This is a genomic window from Streptomyces hyaluromycini (genome assembly GCF_002217755.1).
Taxonomy (GTDB): Bacteria; Actinomycetota; Actinomycetes; order Streptomycetales; family Streptomycetaceae; genus Streptomyces; species Streptomyces hyaluromycini.
The window spans coordinates 84,283-105,826 of record NZ_BCFL01000037.1 but is presented as its reverse complement, the minus strand read 5'-3'; the positions used below and the strand labels follow the sequence as shown (position 1 = coordinate 105,826).

General features: G+C 69.4%; 17 protein-coding genes. 12 read left to right on the top strand and 5 right to left on the bottom strand.

Annotated features, from left to right (window positions below):
- Nucleotides 1-147 precede the first annotated feature (147 nt).
- The gene (locus tag SSP29_RS47180) at nt 148-3,369 is read right to left on the bottom strand and encodes a bifunctional cytochrome P450/NADPH--P450 reductase (protein WP_089107176.1); all 3,222 of its coding nucleotides are present in this window, start codon (nt 3,367-3,369) and stop codon (nt 148-150) included.
- Nucleotides 3,370-3,614: 245 nt separating this feature from the next.
- On the opposite strand from SSP29_RS47180, the gene SSP29_RS47175 reads away from it, so the two are divergent.
- Nucleotides 3,615-4,247 (top strand): TetR/AcrR family transcriptional regulator, encoded by a 633-nt coding sequence (locus tag SSP29_RS47175; RefSeq protein ID WP_245883565.1) that lies wholly within the window; start codon nt 3,615-3,617, stop codon nt 4,245-4,247.
- Nucleotides 4,248-4,902: 655 nt separating this feature from the next.
- On the opposite strand, the gene SSP29_RS47170 is transcribed toward SSP29_RS47175, so the two are convergent.
- Nucleotides 4,903-5,214: a hypothetical protein gene (locus tag SSP29_RS47170; protein WP_089107174.1), complete on the bottom strand. Its 312-nt coding sequence runs from the start codon at nt 5,212-5,214 to the stop codon at nt 4,903-4,905.
- 334 nt (nt 5,215-5,548) lie between these two features.
- Here SSP29_RS47170 and SSP29_RS47165 point away from each other — a divergent pair, with 334 nt between their 5' ends.
- From SSP29_RS47165 to SSP29_RS47140, 6 genes are all read left to right on the top strand, one after another.
- Entirely contained in the window at nt 5,549-5,758 is a 210-nt protein-coding gene (locus SSP29_RS47165; protein WP_089107210.1) for a ferredoxin, read from the top strand.
- The gene (locus tag SSP29_RS47160; protein WP_089107173.1) at nt 5,748-7,103 is read left to right on the top strand and encodes an NAD(P)/FAD-dependent oxidoreductase; all 1,356 of its coding nucleotides are present in this window, start codon (nt 5,748-5,750) and stop codon (nt 7,101-7,103) included. The genes SSP29_RS47165 and SSP29_RS47160 overlap by 11 nt, the downstream gene beginning before the upstream one ends.
- A 30-nt stretch (nt 7,104-7,133) precedes the next feature.
- Nucleotides 7,134-8,318 (top strand): cytochrome P450, encoded by a 1,185-nt coding sequence (locus tag SSP29_RS47155; RefSeq protein ID WP_089107172.1) that lies wholly within the window; start codon nt 7,134-7,136, stop codon nt 8,316-8,318.
- A 276-nt stretch (nt 8,319-8,594) separates the two neighbouring features.
- Nucleotides 8,595-11,060: a SpoIIE family protein phosphatase gene (locus SSP29_RS47150; RefSeq protein ID WP_089107171.1), complete on the top strand. Its 2,466-nt coding sequence runs from the start codon at nt 8,595-8,597 to the stop codon at nt 11,058-11,060.
- 72 nt (nt 11,061-11,132) lie between these two features.
- On the top strand, nt 11,133-11,324 hold the full coding sequence (locus SSP29_RS47145) for a hypothetical protein (protein WP_089107170.1): 192 nt from the start codon (nt 11,133-11,135) through the stop codon (nt 11,322-11,324).
- Between the two features lie 15 nt (nt 11,325-11,339).
- Nucleotides 11,340-12,149, top strand: coding sequence for an ATP-binding SpoIIE family protein phosphatase (locus SSP29_RS47140; RefSeq protein ID WP_150136305.1), 810 nt, complete (start codon nt 11,340-11,342; stop codon nt 12,147-12,149).
- 553 nt (nt 12,150-12,702) lie between these two features.
- On the opposite strand, the gene SSP29_RS47130 is transcribed toward SSP29_RS47140, so the two are convergent.
- Together SSP29_RS47130 and SSP29_RS47125 are read right to left on the bottom strand one after the other, a co-directional pair.
- Nucleotides 12,703-14,769 carry a SpoIIE family protein phosphatase gene (locus tag SSP29_RS47130; RefSeq protein ID WP_089107168.1) on the bottom strand — a complete coding sequence of 689 codons (2,067 nt, stop codon included), beginning with the start codon at nt 14,767-14,769 and terminating at the stop codon, nt 12,703-12,705.
- 560 nt (nt 14,770-15,329) lie between these two features.
- The gene (locus SSP29_RS47125) at nt 15,330-16,190 is read right to left on the bottom strand and encodes a helix-turn-helix transcriptional regulator (protein WP_089107167.1); all 861 of its coding nucleotides are present in this window, start codon (nt 16,188-16,190) and stop codon (nt 15,330-15,332) included.
- A 191-nt stretch (nt 16,191-16,381) separates the two neighbouring features.
- Here SSP29_RS47125 and SSP29_RS47120 point away from each other — a divergent pair, with 191 nt between their 5' ends.
- The 5 genes from SSP29_RS47120 to SSP29_RS61470 all read left to right on the top strand — a co-directional run bounded on the left by SSP29_RS47120 (nt 16,382) and on the right by SSP29_RS61470 (nt 19,821).
- Nucleotides 16,382-17,143 carry an SDR family NAD(P)-dependent oxidoreductase gene (locus SSP29_RS47120; protein WP_245883564.1) on the top strand — a complete coding sequence of 254 codons (762 nt, stop codon included), beginning with the start codon at nt 16,382-16,384 and terminating at the stop codon, nt 17,141-17,143.
- A gap of 29 nt (nt 17,144-17,172) precedes the next feature.
- Nucleotides 17,173-17,928: an SDR family oxidoreductase gene (locus SSP29_RS47115; protein ID WP_089107165.1), complete on the top strand. Its 756-nt coding sequence runs from the start codon at nt 17,173-17,175 to the stop codon at nt 17,926-17,928.
- Between the two features lie 50 nt (nt 17,929-17,978).
- On the top strand, nt 17,979-18,746 hold the full coding sequence (locus SSP29_RS57895; RefSeq protein WP_145969061.1) for a VOC family protein: 768 nt from the start codon (nt 17,979-17,981) through the stop codon (nt 18,744-18,746).
- Nucleotides 18,743-19,513, top strand: coding sequence for an SDR family NAD(P)-dependent oxidoreductase (locus SSP29_RS57890; RefSeq protein WP_089107163.1), 771 nt, complete (start codon nt 18,743-18,745; stop codon nt 19,511-19,513). The genes SSP29_RS57895 and SSP29_RS57890 overlap by 4 nt, the downstream gene beginning before the upstream one ends.
- A gap of 89 nt (nt 19,514-19,602) precedes the next feature.
- On the top strand, nt 19,603-19,821 hold the full coding sequence (locus SSP29_RS61470; RefSeq protein WP_368669295.1) for an HNH endonuclease: 219 nt from the start codon (nt 19,603-19,605) through the stop codon (nt 19,819-19,821).
- A 399-nt stretch (nt 19,822-20,220) separates the two neighbouring features.
- Here the strand turns inward: SSP29_RS61470 and SSP29_RS47095 are convergent, their stop codons facing one another.
- Nucleotides 20,221-21,405 (bottom strand): magnesium and cobalt transport protein CorA, encoded by a 1,185-nt coding sequence (locus tag SSP29_RS47095; RefSeq protein WP_150136301.1) that lies wholly within the window; start codon nt 21,403-21,405, stop codon nt 20,221-20,223.
- Nucleotides 21,406-21,544 lie beyond the last annotated feature (139 nt).

Here is a 21,544-nt window from a genome sequence, read left to right as displayed (position 1 = left end):
CTGCGAGCGGCACTCGGCGGTTCGGGCCGATGGGTGCTATGCGGTGTCCGAGGGGTTTGTGGTGGCCGGGAGGCGTACGGCCGGCAGCGGGTGTGCCGCACGCCTCCCGGCGGCTGGGGGGGCACACGCCTTGACGGCGTGCGACGGTCAGGCGAAGACGTCCTGCTGGTAGCGCTCGTCGGCCTCGAGCCGGGCGAGCCACTGCTGAGCGGTCTCGTCGTCGTTTCCGGTCTTCTGACGGTGGACGGCGGCGAGGGCCTCGCGGACTGCGGGGGCCATGCGGCGGCCGTCACCGCAGACGTAGATGCACGCGCCGTCCTCGATGGCCTGCCACACCGTGTCGGCGGCGCCCGCGATGGCGTTCTGCACGAACCGGGCCGGGTGGCCGGTCACCGCGGAGAAGGCGGTGTGGATCTGTGCGATCCCGGCCCGCTCCCAGCCCTGCATCTCCTGCCGGTAGAAGTAGTCGTGCTCCGGGTGGCGGCAGCCGACGAAGACCTGCGACGGACCGACCTGCGTGCCATCGGCGTGCTGCCAGGCCCGCTCCTCCAGGAAGCCGCGCAGCGGCGCGATGCCGGTGCCGGGACCGATCAGGATCAGCGGAGTGGCGGGGTCGGCCGGCGGGGCGAACGTCGGGGAGGGCACGCGAACGTAGCCGTAGACGACGTCTCCGGGCGCGAGGCCCGCGATGTAGGAGGAGCAGGTGCCGCGGTACTGGCCGTCGCCGGACAGGGCCGGGCCCTCCAACAGGCCGACGGTCAGGCGCACCTGGCGCGGGTTGGCCGACGGGGCGGAGGAGATGGAGTAGAAGCGCGGCCGGATCGGCCCCGTCATCTCCAGGAACACCGCCAGCGGCAGCTCGACCGCGGGGAAGCGCTCCAGCAGGCCCAGCACCGAGACCCGCCTGCCGAGGATCTCCTTCTGGTAGTGCTCCTCGGCCTCCTCCGTGTCGGCCGCGTACGCCTGGAGCTGCGGCCGCGTCCACGGGCACTGGGTGTACTCGGCCAGGGTCCGGATCTGGGAGCGGGTGGCCACATCCTGCAGCTCCAGGAACTCGGTGAGCAGAATGCCGGCGGTAACGGGCACGCCGACCGGCAGGTGGGTGCGGCCGCCGCCGGGCTGGTCGAGCCGGAGCACCTGGCCGTACTCGACACCGAGCCGGGCCAGCGCGCGGTTGACCAGGGCGGCTTCGTTCTTGGCGAAGACGGCCAGGTGGTTGCCGGTGTCGTAGGTGACACCGTCGGGCAGCTCGACGGTGATGGACTTCGCGGACGGGCGCGGCGGCTCGATCTGGAAGTCCCACAGGCCGGTCGCGTCGGCCACGAGCTCCTCGTTGGCCACCACCGTGAGCGGGTATGCCTGCTCGGACACGATGGCGGGGCGCACGTCGGACTCGGTGAGCAGCTGGACCTGGTAGCGCGGGCCGCTCGCCGCGGAGGTGTCGGCGGCGTACTCCTCGGCCAGGGTGGCCCACAGGGTGTCCATCCAGCGACTCGCCATGCCGTCGAAGTCACCGGCGGCGTCCGCGATGCCGCGCTCGACGAATGGGGTGGCGCCGGCGGCCAGCAGACCTTCCTCGACCCGCTTGGGGAATGCCTGGAAGGTGGCCACCCACTGCGTGTTGCCGGCGCCCAGCAGCGCGAACCGCACGTCGGACAGTGAACCCTCGGGCAGGCCGGCGGCGAGCAGGTCGTCGAAGCGCTGGGCGTTGTCCGGCGCCTTGCCGTTGTAGCTGGCGGCGACGACGACGAGCAGGCCCTCGGTAGGCAGGTTGTCACCGAGGTCGTCCAGGCTCGTCAGCGTGGTGCCGAACCCGGAGCGCTCACCGCGGTCGGCGAGGGTGCGCGCCAGGTCCTCGCAGGAGCCGAGGCTGGAGCCGTAGGCGACGGTCAGGTTCACCCCGACGCCGCTGACCGCTGTCTGCGCCTGCGTGTCGCCGGCCTGCAGGTCGGCGACGCCGAACACGGTCCGCTGGTGCTCCTGACGCTTGCGGACGACCAGCTGGAAGTCGCCGGGCTTGCGCGTCAGCGCCTCGCGGACGTCCATCTTGTAGTCGGTGGTGTCGGAGAACCTGAACCTCTGCAGCACCAGCGCCAGCGCCAGACGGGCCTCGGTGAGCGCGAACTGGCGGCCGATGCAGGCACGCACACCGTTACCGAACGGCTTGTAGGCGTGCGGGTGCTGCTCGGCACGGTTCTCCGGCAGCCACCGGTCGATGTCGAACTCCTCCGGCCGGTCCCACGCCTTGGGGTGGGAGTGCAGCGCGCCCATGAGGATGTTGGCCCTGGTCCCCTTCTTCAGCTCGTACCGGTCACCGATGACGGTGCCGTCGATGGGCGCCTTGGCGATCATCGGGATGGGAGCCCACAGGCGCAGGGTCTCCTCCAGGATCCGCGGGATGACGTCGAGCTGCATGATCGTGTCGTAGTCCGGGACCGTGTCTCCGGGCAGCAGGCGGTCCACCTCGGCGTACGCCTGCGCCAGGACGTGCGGGTTGCGCATCAGCGAGTACGTCGCGAACGACAGCAGGCCGCTGGTGGTCTCGTGACCGGCGATGAGGAAGGTCACCACCTGGTCGCGGACATTGTCGTCCGCCAGCAGCTCGCCGGTCTCCGGGTCGGTGGCCTCCAGCATGAGGCCGAGCAGGTCCTCCTCGCCGCTGCCCTTCCCCTCACGACGCTCCTTGATCACGCTCTCGACCAGGTCGCGCATCAGCTGGATGTTCTCGCGGTACTTCCTGTCGTCCGCCTTCCGGAGCCTGGTCATCATCGGCAGCTCCTGGGAGCGCCGCAGCGACTCGATCAGCGACTCAAGGAGCGCGTTGAGGAAGGGGTGCAGCTCCTCCTCGGCGAAGGAGCCGAACCGGTAGCCGAAACCCGACAGAGCGATGGTGTCCAGGGTGAGCCGGGTGTAGTCGTCGGTGATGTTGACCGGCTGTCCCTCCCGGCTCTCCCACTTGCCGACCAGGTTCTGGGCGATCTCCAGCATCTGCCCGTAGTAGTTCTTCATGGCCCGCTGGCTGAAGGCCGGCAGGAGGATCCGGTGGGCCATGGCCCATTCCTCTTCGTGCTGGTGGGCCGTGAACAGCCCCGCCCCCGTGAAGTCCCGCACATGGTTCAGCGGCGTCTTCTCGATCTGTTTGAAGAACCGCGTCTCGTCGCAGACCTCGGCCACCAGGTCCGGGTCATAGACGAAGACCTGCTCGATGCCGGCGATGTCCATGCCGTAGATGCCTTCGGGGAACTGCTTGGACAGTTCGTTGAAGTACTCGACGGGGTTGGTGTCGGGGATCTGCGGCGTGTGGCCGAGCAGGGGGATCCCGCGCGGGGACCGGATAGGGCGAAGGTCGTTCGCGGAGTTCGTGGTCATCGCGTGCTCCTGTGTGGGGAGGGGATGGGCAAGGGCGCGGTGCGCTGGTCAATGCCGTGGCGCCGCACGGAAACATACGCCGTATGGAATGAGTACCGTACGACGTATGGAAACTCGACGCAACCCTCCGCGGTGCCGCTGACCGCTGTGATCAAGGTCATTTCCGTACGGTGTATGAAACTGATACCGTACGAGGTATGGAAAAGAAGGTGAGGCGTCCCCCGCGGGGAACGAGGAAGAGAGACGTGCCTCTGACCGAGGCCGGGATCTATGCCGCCGCCCTGCGGCTGATCGACGAGGACGGGGTCGAGGCGCTCACCATGCGCAAACTTGCCACCGAGCTCGATGCGAACCCGATGTCGCTGTACCACCACGTGCCGAACAAGGAAGCGGTGCTGCGTGGCGTGACGAGAATGGTCGGCGCCCAGTTCCGCACCGTGACGCTTCAGGACGCTCCCTGGCAGGAGCGCGTCCGCCTGCTCGCCACGGACTTCCGTACGCTGGCGCATCGTCACCCCGAGCTGATGGCCTACTCGTTCAGCCATCAGCCGGACTTCATCCAGCCCGACGATCCGTTCTGGACCGCGCTCACCGCGATCGTGGCCGCCGCGGGAGTGCCGGAGTCGGAGGTCTCGGAGGCCGCTGCTCTGGTGGTTGCCGTCGTCGTCGGGGTTCTCGCCGCCGAGCTCAACGGCTCGCTTCAGCAGTGGGCGAGCCTCAAGCCCCCCGGTCTCGTTGCCGGCGAAGACGAGTCCACGGAGGCAGACCCGGCAGGGCCTGTCCAGGACCGCAGGTTCCGCCTGGTGATGGACACTCTCATCGCGGGCCTGGAAAGCCGGCTTGCCGCCGACCGTGACAGCCGGGGCCCTGGCCGTTGAGTCCCTGCTCCTGAGGCGTCGCGGCCTGGGGTGCCCTTGACCGGGCGCGTTCGGTCCGCGACGCACTGGGAGCCGCCAGCACATCCGGGAAGACCGTCCCGGGGCAGCCGCTGCCGGTGCATTTGTGTTGCGGACCCGGCCAAGTGGTGGCGAACAGCGGGGCGGGCCTTACCGGCCGGCATGTCAGTGACAGGGCTGCCGTCCGGCTGTCCGGGCGATCGTCGTCGGGATAGGCCGACCAGGCACTGGCCCGAACATCTCGAGGACCTTCCGGTGCAGCCGTCCCTGGACGCCGGCCGGCCCAGATGCAGGACCGGCGGTGCACCGTCGACTTCGACGCGCCGAAGCATGGCCCGCAGGCGCAGCCAGTTCGGTGTCCCAGTCGATGGCGCCTCTGCCTCGGTCGTACCCCGCCGTCCGGCCGGCGACGAAGAGGTGGCGGAGAGGGGTGTCACAGCAGGGCCCGGTCGGCCGGACCGCGCAATTCGTGTGTCCGTCGCGACAGCTGGGCGACGTGGGCCCGCGACGCCCGATGGGTATCCGCAGGCGGCGGCGCGTGGGCAGGGCCCTCAGTCGGGCGGCCCGGGCGGCGGCCAGGGACCAGTGATCCCTGACCAGCGAGTGTGTCCCTGTCGCCGACGGGCTTCCAGCCATGTCACTCACCCTCCCCGCGGTAGAAGTGACCGCCGCGGTAGGAGAGGCCGTCGCAGTCGTGCCGGGGCGAGTCGGTGCCGTGGTGGTCCTGGTGCCAGCCGCGGATTCCGTCGCAGGAGTAGCCCTGTTCGAGCAGGTAGCCGACTCCGTGGTCCCACTGGTAGTCGACGGCCTTGGCGCTGACAGCCGGGCGGTGGACGTGTGCGGGCGCAGGAGTCGCGGCCGAGGCGGTGCTCCCGGCACCGAGAACGGCGACACCCGCGACCGCGATGGAGGAAACGGTGACAGCGATGCGCTTCGTCAGCTTCTTCATGATCTTTCCTTCGCGATTGGCGTGATCTGCACCGCCCGGTTGTACGGGCAGGCGATGTGTAGCGCCGGGTGTGGTCCGGGCCAGAATTTCCATACGCTGTATGGAATCTCCTCGCCATTAATACCATACGTTGTATGGAAACGTCGAAGTGGTGTGAGTCACCGAGGCGCCCTCAGCTGGCCAAGCCGACAACTGATGCTTACTTCAAGAGCGTTGGCCATTCCTGGCCTCATCGGCACGCCGGGGTTTGCGTTCCGCAGCCGCGACGTGCGGGCCTGCGTTTCCCGGCTCATGCTGGAAACGAGGGGGAGAGACAACGGAGGAAGTGGTGGAGATGCGGACCGTTGTCGACCTCACGCGCTGCCAGGGCTATGCACAGTGCGTTTTCCTCGCGCCGGAGGTGTTCGAGCTGCACGGCGAGGAGGGACTGCTGTACGCCACAGCCGTTCCCGGCGACCAGGTCGAACGCGTGCGTCAGGCCGCGGCGGCGTGCCCGGTTCAGGCGATCCTCCTGGGAGAAGAGGTGAGCACTGGTGGCCGATGACCTCAAGGCCGGCCGTATCGTCATCGTCGGCGCGTCGCTGGCCGGGCTCAGGGCCGCAGAGGTGCTGCGCGAGGAGGGTTTCACCGGCTCCCTGACCGTGGTCGGGGACGAACCCCATGCGCCCTACGACCGGCCGCCGCTGTCCAAGCAGGTGCTGCTAGGGCAGGCGACGGCGGACACCACCGAGCTGCCGATGCGCCGGGATCCTGACGCCGAGTGGCGTCTGGGCGTGCGCGCCACCGGTGTGGACCTGCTGGCGAAACGAGTGTTGCTGGAAGACGGGGAGCCGCTGCCGTACGACCGGCTGCTGATCGCCACCGGGACCCGGGCGCGGCCCTGGCCCAACTCGGAGGAAGCCGCCCTGGACGGGGTGTTCACCCTGCGCACCCGGGAGGACGCCGCGGGGCTGGCCGAGCGGCTGGATGCGAGGCCGGAGCGGGTGCTGGTGATCGGCGGCGGCTTCACGGGCTCGGAGATCGCTTCGGCCTGCCGGGAGCTGGAGCTTGAGGTCACGGTCACCGAACGCGGCCCCGCGCCCCTGGTCGGCGCCCTCGGCGGCACCTTGTCGAAACTCGCGGCCGTCATGCAGCGCAACCATGGCGTGGACCTGCGCACCGGGGTGACGGTCACCGCCCTGCGCGGGAACGGCAGCTTCACCAGCGCGGAGCTGTCCGACGGCAGCCGTGTGGACGCGGACGTGTGCGTCGTCGCGCTGGGTGCGATCCGCAATGTCGAATGGCTGGCGGACTCCGGCCTTGCGGCAGGCCCGCGCGGGATCGCCTGCGACGCCGGGTGCCGGGCCTTCAACATGTACGGGATCGTCACGGACGACGTCTTCGTGGCCGGTGACGTCTCCCGCTTCCCCCACCCACTGTTCGGCTACCAGATGCTGTCCCTGGAGCACTGGGGAAACGCGGTGGAGCAGGCCGGGGTGGCGGCCCACAACATGGTCAACCCCGGGCCGCTGCGGCGACCGCACCTGTCCATCCCGTCGTTCTGGTCGACCCAGTTCGGCCTCAACATCAAATCCGTGGGCGTCCCCACCTACTCCGACCATGTGGTCATCGCCCAGGGCTCCCTGGAGGCACGACGTCTGGCCATGGTCTACGGCTACCAGGGCCGGGTCACCGCCGCGGTCACCGTCGACATGGCCAAGTCGCTCGACTACTACCGGCACCTGATCGAGACGGCTGCTCCCTTCCCGCCGCCGCCCGGCGCGCAGGACCGGGCGATCGCGGCAGACATTCCGATTCCCTCTCTCGTGCCGGATCCGTCGGGGCTGTCCCACGGCCCGACCGTCGCGCTCACCGGCCATCTTCCCGACCGCAGACTGACCGTGGTGTAGCCCGCGTCCCGCCGACCACGAGGATCCGCCATGGAATCCGAGACCCTGCTGGCACGGATCACCGACTACGCCAGCCGCCCCGACCCCTACCCGCTGTACGCGGAACTCCGCGAGGCCGGTCCCGTGGCACAGCAGACAGACGGCAGCTACCTGATCGGCACCTACCACGAGATCGCCGCTCTGCTCCACGACCCGCGGATGAGTGTCGACCCTCGCACCCGGGGGGATGTCACCCACAAGCCTCCGTTCCTGCGGCTCGACGATCCCGAACACCACAGGCTGCGCACCCTGGCCATGCGGCCGTTCGGCCCGCCGCACAGCCCCGGCCGGGTCGACTCCATGCGCGGCGAGATCGACCGGATCACCGGCGAACTGCTGGCGTCCTTCGAGGCCGGCCGGCGGATCGACATCGTCGACGACTTCGCCTACCCGCTGCCCGTCACGGTGATCTGCCGGCTGCTCGGCGTACCGCGCGAGGACGAGCCGCTGTTCCGGGCCTGGTCGGATGCGCTGGTCGCAGCTGCCGACGTCAGGCCCGACGATGACTCCACCGAGACGGACAAAGCCGGCGACCAGGCGCGGATGGAGATGGGCGGGTACCTGGTCAACCTCGCCGAGCAGCGTCGCGGCGATCCGGGCGACGACATGCTCTCCGCCTTCATCAACGAACCGGACCCGACCCTGCGACTCACCCAGGAGGAACTCGCCGAGACCGCCGTGCTGTTGCTCATCGCCGGGCACGAGACGACGGTCAACCTGATCACCAACGGGGCGCTCACTTTCCTGCGCCAGCCCGAGCAGCTGGATCTCCTGCGCCGCGAACCGGACCTGCTGCCGCGCGCGGTGGAGGAGCTGCTGCGCTACGAGCCCCCGGTCCACATGCGCGAGCGTGTCCCGCGCGCCGACATGGACGTCGCCGGCATCAAGATCCCGCAACACGCTTCCGTCATTCTGGCGCTGGCCTCGGGCAACCGTGATCCCATGCGGTTCCACGAGCCCGACCGCTTCGACCCCACCCGCGTGGACAACCAGCACCTCGGCTTCGGCAGTGGTATTCACGTGTGCTTTGGCGGCCCCCTGGCCCGCGTCGAGGCGTACGCCGCGCTCGGGGCGCTGATTCCCCACCTCGGCAGCGCCCGCCTGATCGAAGACCCGCCCCCGTACCGGCAGAACGCCATGCTCCGTGGGCCCCGCCACCTGTCCATCCAACTCTGAACCGCGCGGCCACGGCGCCCTCGTCCCGATGGAGCGGGACGGGGGCGCCGGGTGATGAGCGGCAGCCCGGACATCTGATTATTTGATCAAGTATGAGGGTCTTGACGTCAGAGCGACTACATCTGACTATTTCATCAGAAGTGGTCATATTGCGCACTACGGCATATACCGCATCGTGTGCCGCTCACCGGGACGACGCCGTTCACCACGGCTGCACACAGGGCCGCCGGGCCAAGTGCCGGCGCTCTTACTTCCGCACCGATGGGATGGACCGCGATGACCGACACTGACCACACCCTCCTCGCCGAGCCGGTGACCCCCCGTGAGATGCCCGACGCCGCGATAGCGATGCTGGATACCGAGGGCACAGTGGTGGGGTGGACGCATGCCGCTCAGCAGCTCGTCGGCTACTCGGCCGGGGAGGTGGTGGGCCGATCTGCCGCACACGTGCTGCCGCCTCCCGAGGACGTCCGGAGGGCTTCGGCGTTCGCCGGGCAGTGCCGTGCGCGGGGTGGCTGGTCCGGCACCGCGGCGATACGCCACCGCGAGGGCCACACGCTCAGGATGACGCTGCGGGTCTCGTTGCTGCGAGGGCAGGACGGCGGCACCCGGTGGCTGGTGTCCGTGACGGAGATCGGTTCCCTGTCCTCGGGGGCAACCAGCAGCGGACCGGTGCGGGAGTCGCTGCTTGCCCGCGCACCGATCGGCATCGTCGTTTATGACCCGCAGCTGCGCTGTGTGTGGGTGAACGACGCCATGGAGCGGCACGACGGCGTTCCTCGTCACCGACGCTTCGGACGCGGTCTGAAGGGCTCGCTGCCCGCCGTCGAGGCCGAAGCGCTTGAGGTGGTGATGCGGCAGGTGCTGGAGAGCGGCACGACGACGGTGCACGAGTACCGTGCGTGGCCGCCTGCGGACCGGCCCCGTGAGCACGCGTTCTCGGCCTCGTTCTTCTGCCTCCAGGGCGCTGACGGCATGCCACTGGGCGTGTGCTCCATGACCGTGGACGTCACCGGGAATCGCCGGGCGCGGGAGCGCCTCGCCATCCTCAGCGAGGCCAGCACGCACATCGGGAGCACCCTCGACGTCATGAGGACCGGGCAGGAACTGGCAGAGCTCGCGGTGCCCCTGCTGGCCGACCACGCCCTCGTCGATCTGGTGGAGTCGGTTCCGTTCATTGTTGAGCCGCCGGCACGGATCGGCACGACGAGTGGCCGTCCGCAGTTGCTGCGCCGTGCCGGTCTGGCCTCCGTCGACCTGGGCGTCCTGGAGTTGCCGTGGGCGCGCGAAGAAGTGGTCCACCCCCACCCGGAGTCCCCGTTCGCCGCCGCCATGCGCACGGGCCGGTCGTACCTGGAGCCAGTGCTGGACACCCATGCCGGCCCCTGGGTCGACCACGATCCGGTGCGGGCGCAGAAGGTACGCGACAGTGGCGTCCACTCCTTGATGGTCGTCCCCATCCGTGCGCGGCACTGTGTGCTGGGACTGGCGCTGTTCGGCCGCTCTCTGGAACAGACGCCGTTCCAGGAGGACGATCTGCTCCTCGCCGAGGAAGTGGTCACCCGGGCCGCGCTGTGCCTGGACAACGCGCTGCAGTACGCGCGCGAGCGCACCACCGCCCTCACACTGCAACGCGACCTGCTCCCTCATCGCGTGCAGGGCGGTGCTGCCGTCGAAGTCGCCACACGTTATGTGCCGGCCGACATGGACCACGGTGTGGGGGGTGACTGGTTCGATGTGATCGAGCTGTCCGGCGCCCGGGTGGCCCTTGTCGTCGGCGATGTGGTGGGACACGGCATCAATGCCGCGGCGACCATGGGCAGGCTGCGCACCGCCGTGCGAACGCTCGCGGACCTCGACCTGCCCCCCGACGAACTACTGGCGCACCTCGACGACACGGTCCGGCGACTGAACGACGAGGACGCCGACGTTTGCGACGTGGTGCCCGCGGTGGTGGGTGCCACCTGTCTGTACGCCGTCTACGACCCGGTCACCCGAGGGTGCACGATGGCGCGGGCCGGGCATCCCCCGCCCCTGATCGTCGACGCGCAGGGCAAGGTCACCATTCCCGACCTGCCCGCAGGAGCCCCGCTCGGCCTCGGTCTCGGCCTCGTGCCTTTCGAGTCCGTGGAACTGGAACTACCTGAGGAAAGTGTCCTCGCCTTCTTCTCCGACGGCCTGGTGGAGTCCCGCGACGAGGACATCGATGCCGGCCTGCATCGCCTGGGTGCCGCCCTGGCACAGCCCGGTGCCTCCCTGGAGGACCTGTGCTCGCGGGCGATGGACACCTTGCCGACCCAGGCACCGGCCGACGACGTCACCTTGCTCCTTGCGCGGACCCGGGCACTGCGCCCCGCACAGGTCGCCTCCTGGGACCTGCCGAACGAACACGTCACCGTCCCGACAGCCCGGCACCTGGCCGCCCGTCAGCTCAGGGAATGGGGTCTGGAGCCGCTCGTGACACCCGTGGAGTCGATCGTCAGCGAACTGGTCACCAACGCGATCCGCCACGGAGACGGCCCGAGCCGCCTACGGCTCATCCAGCACCGGGTGCTGACGTGTGAAGTCTCCGACACGAGCACCGGCCAGCCACGCCCACGCCATCCCCGCACGCTCGACGAGCACGGCCGCGGCCTCTCCCTGGTGGCTCGGCTGTCGCGCAGGTGGGGTTCCCGCTCCGCAGCAGACGGCAAGGTCGTCTGGGCCGAACAGGACCTGCCCTCCACAGCCGACGCCCTCTGACGCGTCGGCGGCCGACAGCCGCCACCGGATCGCCTCTGGGAGCCGTGGGCTCTCGCAAAGGAAGCCACAGACATGGACACATCGAATACTGACAACGCCGACCCGGTAGGGGCCTCCCAAGGAGTGACGAGCGTCTCCGGCGCCGGCCCCGGCGGCAGGCCCTACGCTTTCGAGGGCCTAGCCGCCGCCGTACTCGACGATCAAGGGACGGTCGTGGGATGGACCGGGACCGCACAGGACCTGACCGGGTTCTGCGCCGACTAGGTCCACGGCCGCCCCGTGCGGGAACTGGTGGCCGACCTCCCGCGCGACCTGCACAGGGCCACGCAACTGCCGGCGACCGGCCGGGTACGCCTGCGGCACCAGTGCGCCATGGCCAGTGCCGGGCACCCACCGCCCGTGCTCGTCCGGCCCGACGGAACCGCCGGAGCTGTCGACATTCTCCCGGGGCCACCACTCGCCGTCTGCGGCATGCCGTACGAGACCACCACGATCGACCTCGAGCCGGGCAGTGTCCTCGCGCTCTACACCGACGGACTGGTGCACCTGGGCCCGCATCACATCGACGACGGGCTCCGGCGGCTGACCGATGCGCTCGCCACGTCCTGCCGCCCGGACCGCGCTCTGGACGACACCGGCCGGGCCCTCCTCGGTGATCTGGTGGACGAAGCACCGCGTGACGACGCGACGCTACTGCTGGCACGCACTCGCGCCGTACACGCGGAGGACACCGCTCACTGGCAGATACCGGTCGATCCCGCTGCCGTCTCCGAGGCCCGGGCATGGGCGACCCGCCAACTCGCCGCATGGGGGTTGGCCGATCTCCTCTTCCCCACCGAACTCATCGTCAGTGAACTGGTCACCAACGCGATCCGCCACGGCCGTCCGCCGGCGGAGCTGCGACTGATCCGCCACCACGTTCTGGTCTGTGAGGTCACCGACTCCCACAGCGCCCAACCCCGTCTGCGCCGCGCTCGCACCACCGACGAGGGCGGACGCGGCCTGTTCCTCGTCGCCCAACTCGCCGAGCGCTGGGGGTGCCGCCATGGCCAGAACCGCAAGACCAGCTGGTCCGAGCAGACCATCTAGTGCTCCGCTGACTGACTTCCCGAGCTTGTCGCAGCTACGAAGGCCCCGCGCGCGATCACACGGACGCAACCGGGCTGACCGACGGCCCGGACATGCACTCATGACCGCTGAGAATCGAGGTTGAACGCGATGTCGACCTTTGCGGTCCGTTGTGGTCGGCCGGAGTCGGATTCGGAGTGATCTATGAGCTGGGACGGAGCATGTTCTGCCGGCCTGGGCCGGGCGGCTTTGAGTGTGGGGAGAATCGGCGGGTGCTGTCCTGCGGCGGGGTCTGACTCCTGAGATGTCTGACCGGGGTGTCCTGCTCACGCTGTGTCGACCGCTCGCCGGGGATGGTGCGTTGCTGGAACCGGGCCGGCCGGGTGTGTCTCGACAGGGGCTTGCCGACCAGGCGTCATCACGATGCTGACCGTCCGCGCGGTCCGGTGCCGGCCACCGGGACACTCACGTGGCTGCTGTGCTCTCCCTGGTGGGGGCAGTGATCGGCACCGAGGTGTTCCCGGCCACCGCGGCCGGATACCGCGAGCTGCTGGAGTGGCGCAGCGGACGACCTCTAGGGCCGGGGCCGGGCTCGGGCTCGGGCTCGGGCGATGAGTATGGCGACGTCGTCGTGGTCGTCCGGATCGCGCAGTGATTCCAGGAGCCGGTCGCAGGTTTCTTCCGAGGTTCGGTCGGGGCTGTGCAGCAGTTGGAGGAGGAGGTCCAGGCGCTCGTCGATGGCGTGGTGGCGGGTCTCGACCAAGCCGTCGGTGTAGAGGACCAGTTGGTCGCCGGGGGCCAGGCCGATGGTGGTGACTTCGAAGGCGACCCCGCCGACCCCGAGGGGTGCGCCGGTGGGCAGATCGAGCAGTTTGGGGGGCTCGCCTGTGCGCATCAGCACGGGGGGCAGGTGTCCGGCGACAGCGATGTGGCACAGGGCGCGGTGCGGGTCGTAGATGGCGTAGACGCAGGTGGCGTACTGCTCCAGGTCAGCGGTGATCTTGTCGAGGTGGTGCAGCACTTCGGTGGGTGGGAGGTCGAGGTCGGCCAGGGTGGAGGTAGCGGTGCGCAGGCGTCCCATGGTGGTGGCGGCGCTTATGCCGCTGCCCATCACATCGCCCACGACCAGCGCGGTCTTGCCTTCCGTGAGGGGGATGACATCGAACCAGTCGCCACCGACTTCGACGGTCGTTCCGGCGGGCCGATATCGGGAGGCGATCTCCAGGCCCGCCTGTTGCGGTGGGAGGTCGGGCAGCAGGCTGCGCTGGAGGGTGACCGCGGTGTTGCGTGCGTCTTGGTACAGACGGGCATTGTCGATGCAGACCGCGGCTCGGTCGGCCAGTTCACCGGCCAGGAGGAGGTCGTCGTTGTCGAAGGGCAGCGGGTTGCGGGCGCGGGTGAGGCCCAGGGTGCCGAGCACCTCGCCACGGGCGATCAGGGGCGTCAAGAGATAGCTGTGGAGGCCGGCGCGGGCCAGGAGGGCGGCGGCCTCGGCGTCACGGGCGATACGTGCCAGGTCCCGCTCGCCGACGTGGGGTATCAGAATGGCGCGGCCGGTCCGCACGCACTGAGTGGCCAGGCGCTCCGCGCCGTAGCTGGCGAGCTGGCCGGGAGGGTCGGCGGCGCGGACGGCCTCGGTGGGGTACGCGGCTTTCACGGCGAGGGCGCGGAAGAGGGCCCGGTCGCCGCTGGGTCCCGTCGGGTGGCGGTCGTTCAGGATGGAATCCAGGATGTCCACCGCCGCTATGTCGGCGACCTCGGGGACGGCGACGTCGGCCAGCTCGCGGGCGGTCTGTTCCACGTCCAAGGTGGTGCCGATACGGGCGGAGCCGTCGGCGATCAGGGCGAGGCGCTGCCGGGCGCGGTGCCGATCGGTGACATCCACCAACAGGATGGCTACCCCGAGTACCCGGCCGCCGGGACCGTCGAGCCGGTAGTAGGAGACTGACCAGGCATGATCGTTGTCGGGGTCGGCGGGAGTGCGTCCCACGCTGTGCTGGTCGATCATGGGCTTTCCGGACGTGAGGACTTGCCGCAGCGCGGCCTCGATCGCATCGACCTCCAGGAAGGGCAGGGCCTCGCGGACTCGTCGCCCGAGGTGGTCTTCGGCGGGGACGCCGTTGATCTGCGCCAGCGCCGGGTTGACGGCCACGTACCGCAAGTCGGTGTCCAAGACGGCCAGCCCGATCGGGGACTGCGAGACCAGCCGCGTGGACAGGGCCACGTCCCGTTCCACCTGGCGCAGGGCCGCCTCATCGGTGGCGATGCCCAGGGCATAGAAGGCACCCCGGTCGTCCAGCAGCCGCATGTTGCGGAACTCCACCAGCCGGCTACTGCCGTCCTTGTGCCGGACAGGGAATGCGCCGGCCCATCCCTGTCCCGTCCTCATGACCTCGGTGAACAGCCTGATCATCCTGTCCAGGTTCTGCTCGTCGACCAGCAGCCGCGCCGCGTACTGGCCCAGCGCCTCCTGCGCGGTGTAGCCGAACAGCTCCTCGGCCTGCGGGCTCCACAGCACGATCCGCCCCTCGGCATCCAGCAGCACCGCCGCGACACTGAGCAGATCCAGCAACTCACGCGGCTGTCTCGGCCCGGAATCCGGCTGGTCACCCTCGGCACCGAAGGGATCGGCTTTCCTCATCCCAGGCACTCCCTCCGCCTGCCGGCGCGACACGCCACCCTGCGCCGGCTTCAGGCTGTGGCCTGTGTCCCCTGCACCTCGCAGTGCTTCCATGGTCCCCCGGATCTGGGCGGCCGCACGGTCGCCCGATACAGCTCGCCGCGCCCCAGGCGTTGGGCACCGACGAAAAGCTACGACCTCCCGGGTGCAGGGGCGGGCGGCGCGGGCGGCGGCGAACAGGCCGCCCCCGATCCGGGTCTCGTTCTCAGAGGCCACACGCAACGGAACGATCCGGCGGGGCGGAGGCCGCAGCAGCGCAGCCCCCAACCCCCAGTCGGCTGACCACCGCCACCGCACCGGCTCTCCCCGTACGCCACCAGGGCGAGGGGATGGCGCAGGCGAGGGTGCGCCCGGGAGAGTAAACCAGCGAGCGATTCCGTCGGTTGTGGCCGCCTCTTCGTGACGGCTACGGCCGATGCCTGATCGGCCGTATCGCATCAAGCCGGTGGTGCACGGAAGCGCGGTCACGGCCCCTCGGCCGGCCGCTCTGTGCTCGGCGGTGGGCTGGGGACACGCGGTGCTCAGTCGGTGGCCGCGGTGGTAGAGGCCCCGAGTCGCTGGCTTCCGATGACCGAGAGCAGTCGGAGTTTGTCGTGGTCTTCCGTGCCGGGGGTCGCCGTGAACACCAGCAGGGATTGGGCCTGGTCCGGGTCGACGAGTGTCTGGCAGTGCAGGGAGATCACTCCGACCTGCGGGTGCAGGATTCTTTTGCGGTTGGTGTAGGAGATACCGACTTCGTGCTGGGTCCACAGTTGTGCGAACTCGGAGCTCTCCGCGCACAGACGGTCGGCGAGCGCGGCGGCGTGTGAGCCGCGGCCTTCACGGGAGGCGACCGTGCGGAGCTGGGCCACGTAGACGCGGCTGTGCGTCGGGTGGTCGTCCGGTACATAGTTCGTACGTTCGTTCGGATCGGTGAACCAGCGGTAGATGATGCTTCGCGCGAGCCCGGTGAATCGTGTCTGGTCGCCGAGCAGGGCTACTGCCGGCGGGGTCTGCACGATCGTCTCGCCGGTGGCGGTGACGACCTGCGCGGGGGTGTCCTCAAGGCGGTCGAGGACGCGCATCATGCCGGCGTTGACGTGGTCGTCGCGTGTGGTGCGGGCCGGTGCGTTGTGGCCGGCCAGGACGAAGAGGTGGTCGCGTTCGTCGAGGGTGAGCCGGAGCCCACGGGCGATCGCGGTGATCATCTGCTCCGAGGGCTGCGGTCCGCGGCCGCGTTCGAGACGGCTGTAGTAGTCCGCCGACATGCCGCACAGCGCGGCCACTTCTTCGCGTCGTAGCCCCGGCGTGCGTCGGCGCTGCCCCGGAGGAACGCCGAGGTCGTCGGGCTGCAGCGCCTCTCGACGCCGACGGAGAAATGTCGCCAGGCCGCTCTGATCCATATCGACACTGTGCCTCACCCGGATACGGCTATCCACTGTCTGCCAGTCCCAGGCTGAGCCCTCAGCCTGGGACCGCCGGGCAGTGGATACGCAGGCACTGGATGGCTTCTCGGATCGCGCGTCAACTGGTCACCGGGTTCGACAACAGCACCTCGAACCCGTCCAGAGCGACCAGCGACCAAGGAGTCACCGTGAGCACCACCCAGAAGATCGCCGTCGTCACCGGAGCCAACCGAGGTCTCGGGCGCGCATACGCGCTGCATCTCGCCCAGGCAGGTGTCGATGTCGTGGTGACCTATCGAAGCAACCGGGACGAGGCCGAGGAGGTGGTGTCCGCTGTCACGGACCAGGGACGTACCTCCGTCGCGCTACGGCTCGACACCAGCGTCGTGAACACCTTCGCGGACTTCGCCGAGCAGCTCGGCACCGAGCTCCAGGCGCGCTGGGGCAGGACCACGTTCGACTTCCTCGTCAACAACGCCGGCACCGACCTGACCGCCCCGTTCGCCGAGACCACCGAGAAGGACTTCGACGATCTGGTGGACGTACACCTCAAGGGCGTGTTCTTCCTGACGCAGACCCTGCTGCCGGCGCTTGCCGACGGCGGCGCCATCGTGAACGTCTCCAGCGGTCTGACCCGTTTCGCCGTCCCGGGGCACTCCGCCTACGGGGCCGTGAAGGGCGCGGTCGAGGTCCTCACCCGCTACCAGGCCAAGGAGCTCGGCGGCCGCGGTATCCGCGTGAACACCGTCGCGCCCGGGGCGACCGCGACCGACTTCGGCGGCGGCATGATGCACGACGAACAGGTCCGGAACTACCTCACCTCGCAGGTCGCGCTGGGACGCGTGGGCGAACCCGACGACATCGCGGGCGCGGTGACCGCCCTTCTCTCGGATGCGAACCGGTGGGTCACCGCGCAGCGCATCGAGATCTCCGGCGGACAGAGCCTGTGAACGGCAGACCGGCAGGGGCAACGATTCCGATGCGGGATCTGACCGGCAAGACGGCCCTGATCACGGGTTCCGCCCGAGGCATCGGCAGGGCGATCGCCCTGCGCTACGCACGCCTCGGCGCGAACATCGTGGTCAACTACGCCTCCAGCGCGAAGGACGCCGACGCGACGGTCGCAGAGATCGAGCGTCTGGGCGCGGAGGCGATCGCCGTACAGGCCGACATGTCCGTCGTACCTGACATCCAGCGCCTCTTCGCCGAGGCCGCCGACCGTTTCGGGCAGGTCGACATCGCGGTCGCCAACGCGGGTGTCGAGCTCATCGGCATCGATTTCCTCGACATCACCGAGGAGCAGTTCGACCGTCTCTTCGCCGTCAACACCCGGGGCACCTTCTTCACCCTCCAGGCGGCGGCGCGGCACGTCGTGGACGGCGGCCGGATCATCTACGTCGGTTCGAGCACGACGACCGTGCCGGTCCGCGGCGAAGGACTGTACGGGGCGAGCAAGACAGCACCGCGCTATGCCGTACAGGTCCTGGCGCGGGAGCTCGCTGACCGCGGGGTCACCGTCAACGCGATCCTTCCCACGGCGATCGAGGGCGCGGGCGTGTTCACCGAGCCGGACCCCGACCACCCGGTCCGGCAGTTCGTCGCCCGGCCCGGGCGCATCGGCCGCCGGATGGGGACCGTCGACGACGTCGCGGACGCCGCCGAGTACCTCGCCTCCGGGCTCGCGGCCTGGATCAGCGGGCAGCGCCTCCTGATCAGCGGGGGTGCACTCCAGTGACCATGCCGAAAACCCTGCGTGGACCGCAGCACACTGAACGGAGCATGACCATGGCTACGACCGCGACTGACGACGCGTCTCCGACCGCCGTCGGGCCCAGATGGGCAAGCCTGGCCTCGGCCGCCCCGCACACCGTCGCTTCCTTCTACAGGGCCGTGCTGGGCTGGGCCGTCACGGAGACCAACGGCCGGCTGATCGCATCCGCCGCGGGCACGCCGGTGGCCGACATCGCCGACATCACTGTGGCCGACGGGATCTCTGGATGGCTCATCCACTTCGACGTCGACGACCTCGGCACCGCGCTGACCGCCGTCTCCAACGCCAACGGCGCGGTCCTGCCCCCGGCCGACGGCGACTCCGCCGAAACCGCGGTCGTGATCGACCCCAACGGAACACGGTTCGCGCTCCGCGCGCCCGCCGCACGGCACTCCAAGCGGCCCGCACACGGCACCCTCGCATGGGGCGAACTGATCACCGACGACGTCGGCACGTCCGCAGCGTTCTACCGCGAGGCGTTCGGGTGGGGGCTCACGGAGCCGAGCGGTCGCCTCGGCCGCCGCGAGTGGCAGACACACGGCAGATCTTTCTCCGGGCTCCTGCCACGGCCGCCGGCCATGCCTGCCGAGACCCCCGCGTACTGGGACGTGTACTTCGCCGTCGACGACATCGAAGCCGCCGCGACGGCCGCCACCGAACACGGCGGCACCCGGCTCATGCCGCCGATGCCGATCGAGATCGGCACGATCACGGTCTTCCTCGACCCCGCGGGCGCCGTCTTCACACTCGTCCAGCTCACCACCGAGGAGGCCGCCGCATGACCACCGGCACCCACGACAAGCGAGACAAGACCGGCAAGGTCGGGCTCGTCACCGGCGCCGGATCCGGCCTCGGCGAAGCGGCCGCGAGGCGACTCGCCGCGGACGGCGCGCGTATCGTCGTCGCCGACCGTGACGCGGGGGCCGCCGAACGCGTCGCCGCGGAACTCCGCGCCGCCGGACACCTCGCATCCGCGTTCGCCGCGGACGTCCGCTCGTTCGACGACACCGAGCGTCTCGTCGCTTTCACCGTCACGACCTACGGCGCCCTCGACCTCGCCTTCAACAACGCCGGCATCACGCCCGGCCTGGCCGAGGTCCACGACATCGCTCTGAACGACTGGAACGACGTCATCACCATCAACCTGACCGGCGTCTTCCACAGCATGAAGGCCGAGATCGCCCACATGCTCGAAGCCGGCGGTGGGACCATCCTCAACATGGCCTCCACCGCCGGGGTGATGGCCCACGCCGGGCGGGCCGCGTACTCGGCCTCCAAGCACGGCATCGTCGGGCTCACCCGCTCTGCCGCGGTCGAATACGCGCAGCGAGGCATCCGCATCAACGCCGTCGCACCCGGTCCGATCGACGCACCGTCGGCACGAGCACTCCCGCCGGAGGTCCGCGCCTCCATCGCCGCGAAAACCGCGATGGGCCGCGTGGGCCAGGTCGACGAGGTCGCAGGCGTGGTGAGCTTCCTGCTCTCGGACGAAGCCGCCTTCGTCACCGGCTCCGTCTACGAGGTCAACGGCGGCCAGACCCAACTCTGAACACCGCGCAGACGAAGCACTCCTCAACAAGCTCAGCACCTACGTGCGGCCCAAAGCCCAGCGCCCCGCTCACCATCAAACGCAAGGAGTTGGTCACCCGGCTTCTGGCCGGGCGGTGCGAGCCATGCGGACGCGTCGACGAGGTGGAAGTCCATCACGTCGCCCAACTCGCCGACCTCGGACGATCCGGGAACCGGCCGCCGTGGGCGGATCTCATGGCCGCACGACACCGCAAAACCCTCGTGGCCTGCGGAAGTTGTCACCCGGACATCCACGGCACAAGACCTGTGCCAGCACTCACGGAGTAGTCACTGGAGAGCGACGTGCGGCGAAAGCCGCATGCGTCGTTCGGGCTGGGGGCCATGGGAAAAGGGCCTGCTCAGCAGGCACCTCACCGACGGCCCACCAGATCCCTCCTCCAGAACCTCTCGACGGCCGTGGAGAAGACCTGCCGCGGACATCGCGACTGCCTGCGGCAGCCCGCTGCCGGTGGTGGCGCGCTGGTGTCACTGTCTGTGATGCGTCACAGGGGCGGTCGGCTCGGCCGGCGCTGGCGAACAGGGAAGCCGGGCGGGTTCGTTGCACCGGGCGCGAGGTGGGGAGTGCCATTCGATTCTCCCCAGAGACTCCCCACGGCTGATCCTGAGCCGTTCCGCAGCAGATGCGTGAGCAAAGTGTGAACAGGAACTCAAGCGTAGCGCGATGGGCTAGAGCCAGTCCTTCCGCTTGAAAATGAAGTACAGGCTGGTGCATACGACTGCCATCAGGACGATTGCGAAGGGGTATCCCAACACCCAGTGCAACTCCGGCATCTCCCTGAAGTTCATGCCGTAGATCGTGCCGACCAGGGTCGGGGCGAAGAGGATGGCTGCCCAGGAGGAGATCTTCTTGATCTCCTCGTTCTGCTCGAAGCCCGCCTCCGCCAACGCTCGCATCTCCGCGTTCTGTTGCTGGGTGACCAGGGTCGCGTTGACCGTGAGGATTTCCGTGAGGGCCTGGCGGAAGCCGTCCACGCGTTCGCTGATGTGGGTGACGTGGTCGGCCACGTCGCGGAGGTAGCGCTGGAGTTCCTCGTCGGTCTCGTACTTGGTGAAGCCGGCCATCAGGCCGTGCAGCATGCCGACGAGGGGCCGGGTCGCGCGCTGGAACTCGACCATCTCGCGGGAGAGTTCGTAGATGCGGCGGGACACCGACGGGTCGCCGCGGAAGACCTCCGTCTCGATCTCGTCGATGTCGTTCTGGACGCCCTCCACGACCGGGGCGTAGCCGTCGACCACCGCGTCGAGTATCGCGTAGAGGACCGCCTCCGGGCCGAGCTTGAGGAGGTCGGGGGAGTCCTCCATGCGGCGGCGGACCGCCGAGAGGTCCGGGGCCGCGCCGTGCCGGACCGTGATCACGAAGTCGGGGCCGACGAACACGTGCAGTTCGCCGAAGTCGACCTCCTCCGGTGTGTCCAGATAGCGGGCGGCGCTCAGGACGACGAAGAGGATGTCGCCGTACCGCTCCAGCTTCGGGCGCTGGTGTGCCTCCATCGCGTCCTCGACCGCGAGCGGATGCAGGTTGAACTCGGCGGCCAGGGAAAGGAGTTCGTCCGAGGTGGGACGGGCCAGGCCGATCCACGCCATGCTCGCGGGCGTGTCGCGCAGTTCGCGGTACGTCTCCGCGAGGGTCGACGGTGTCGACACGCGCACTCCGTCGCTGTACAGCGCCGCCTCCACGATGCTCGGCGGCTCGCCGGGCTCCACGGCCGATGCGGAACCGGGCCCTGGCAGCCCGGCCGTGTCGTCATGCTCCGGCGGCAGGGCGCGGCGCCAGACGGACCTTCTGGTACCTCGGCCGTTCCTGCCGTTACCGGAGTTCTTCGAGACCGGGCTGGGGCGTCGCTCTGACATCGCGGCCGCCTCTCGGTGGAGCCTGCATCGGCGTGATCTGTGTGATCTGTGTGATCTGCGTGATCGGGGTGTTCCACGTGGTCCAGGTGATCACGCGTGATCGGTGAGTCTCGGAGCAGGATATACGGGGCATACGGGC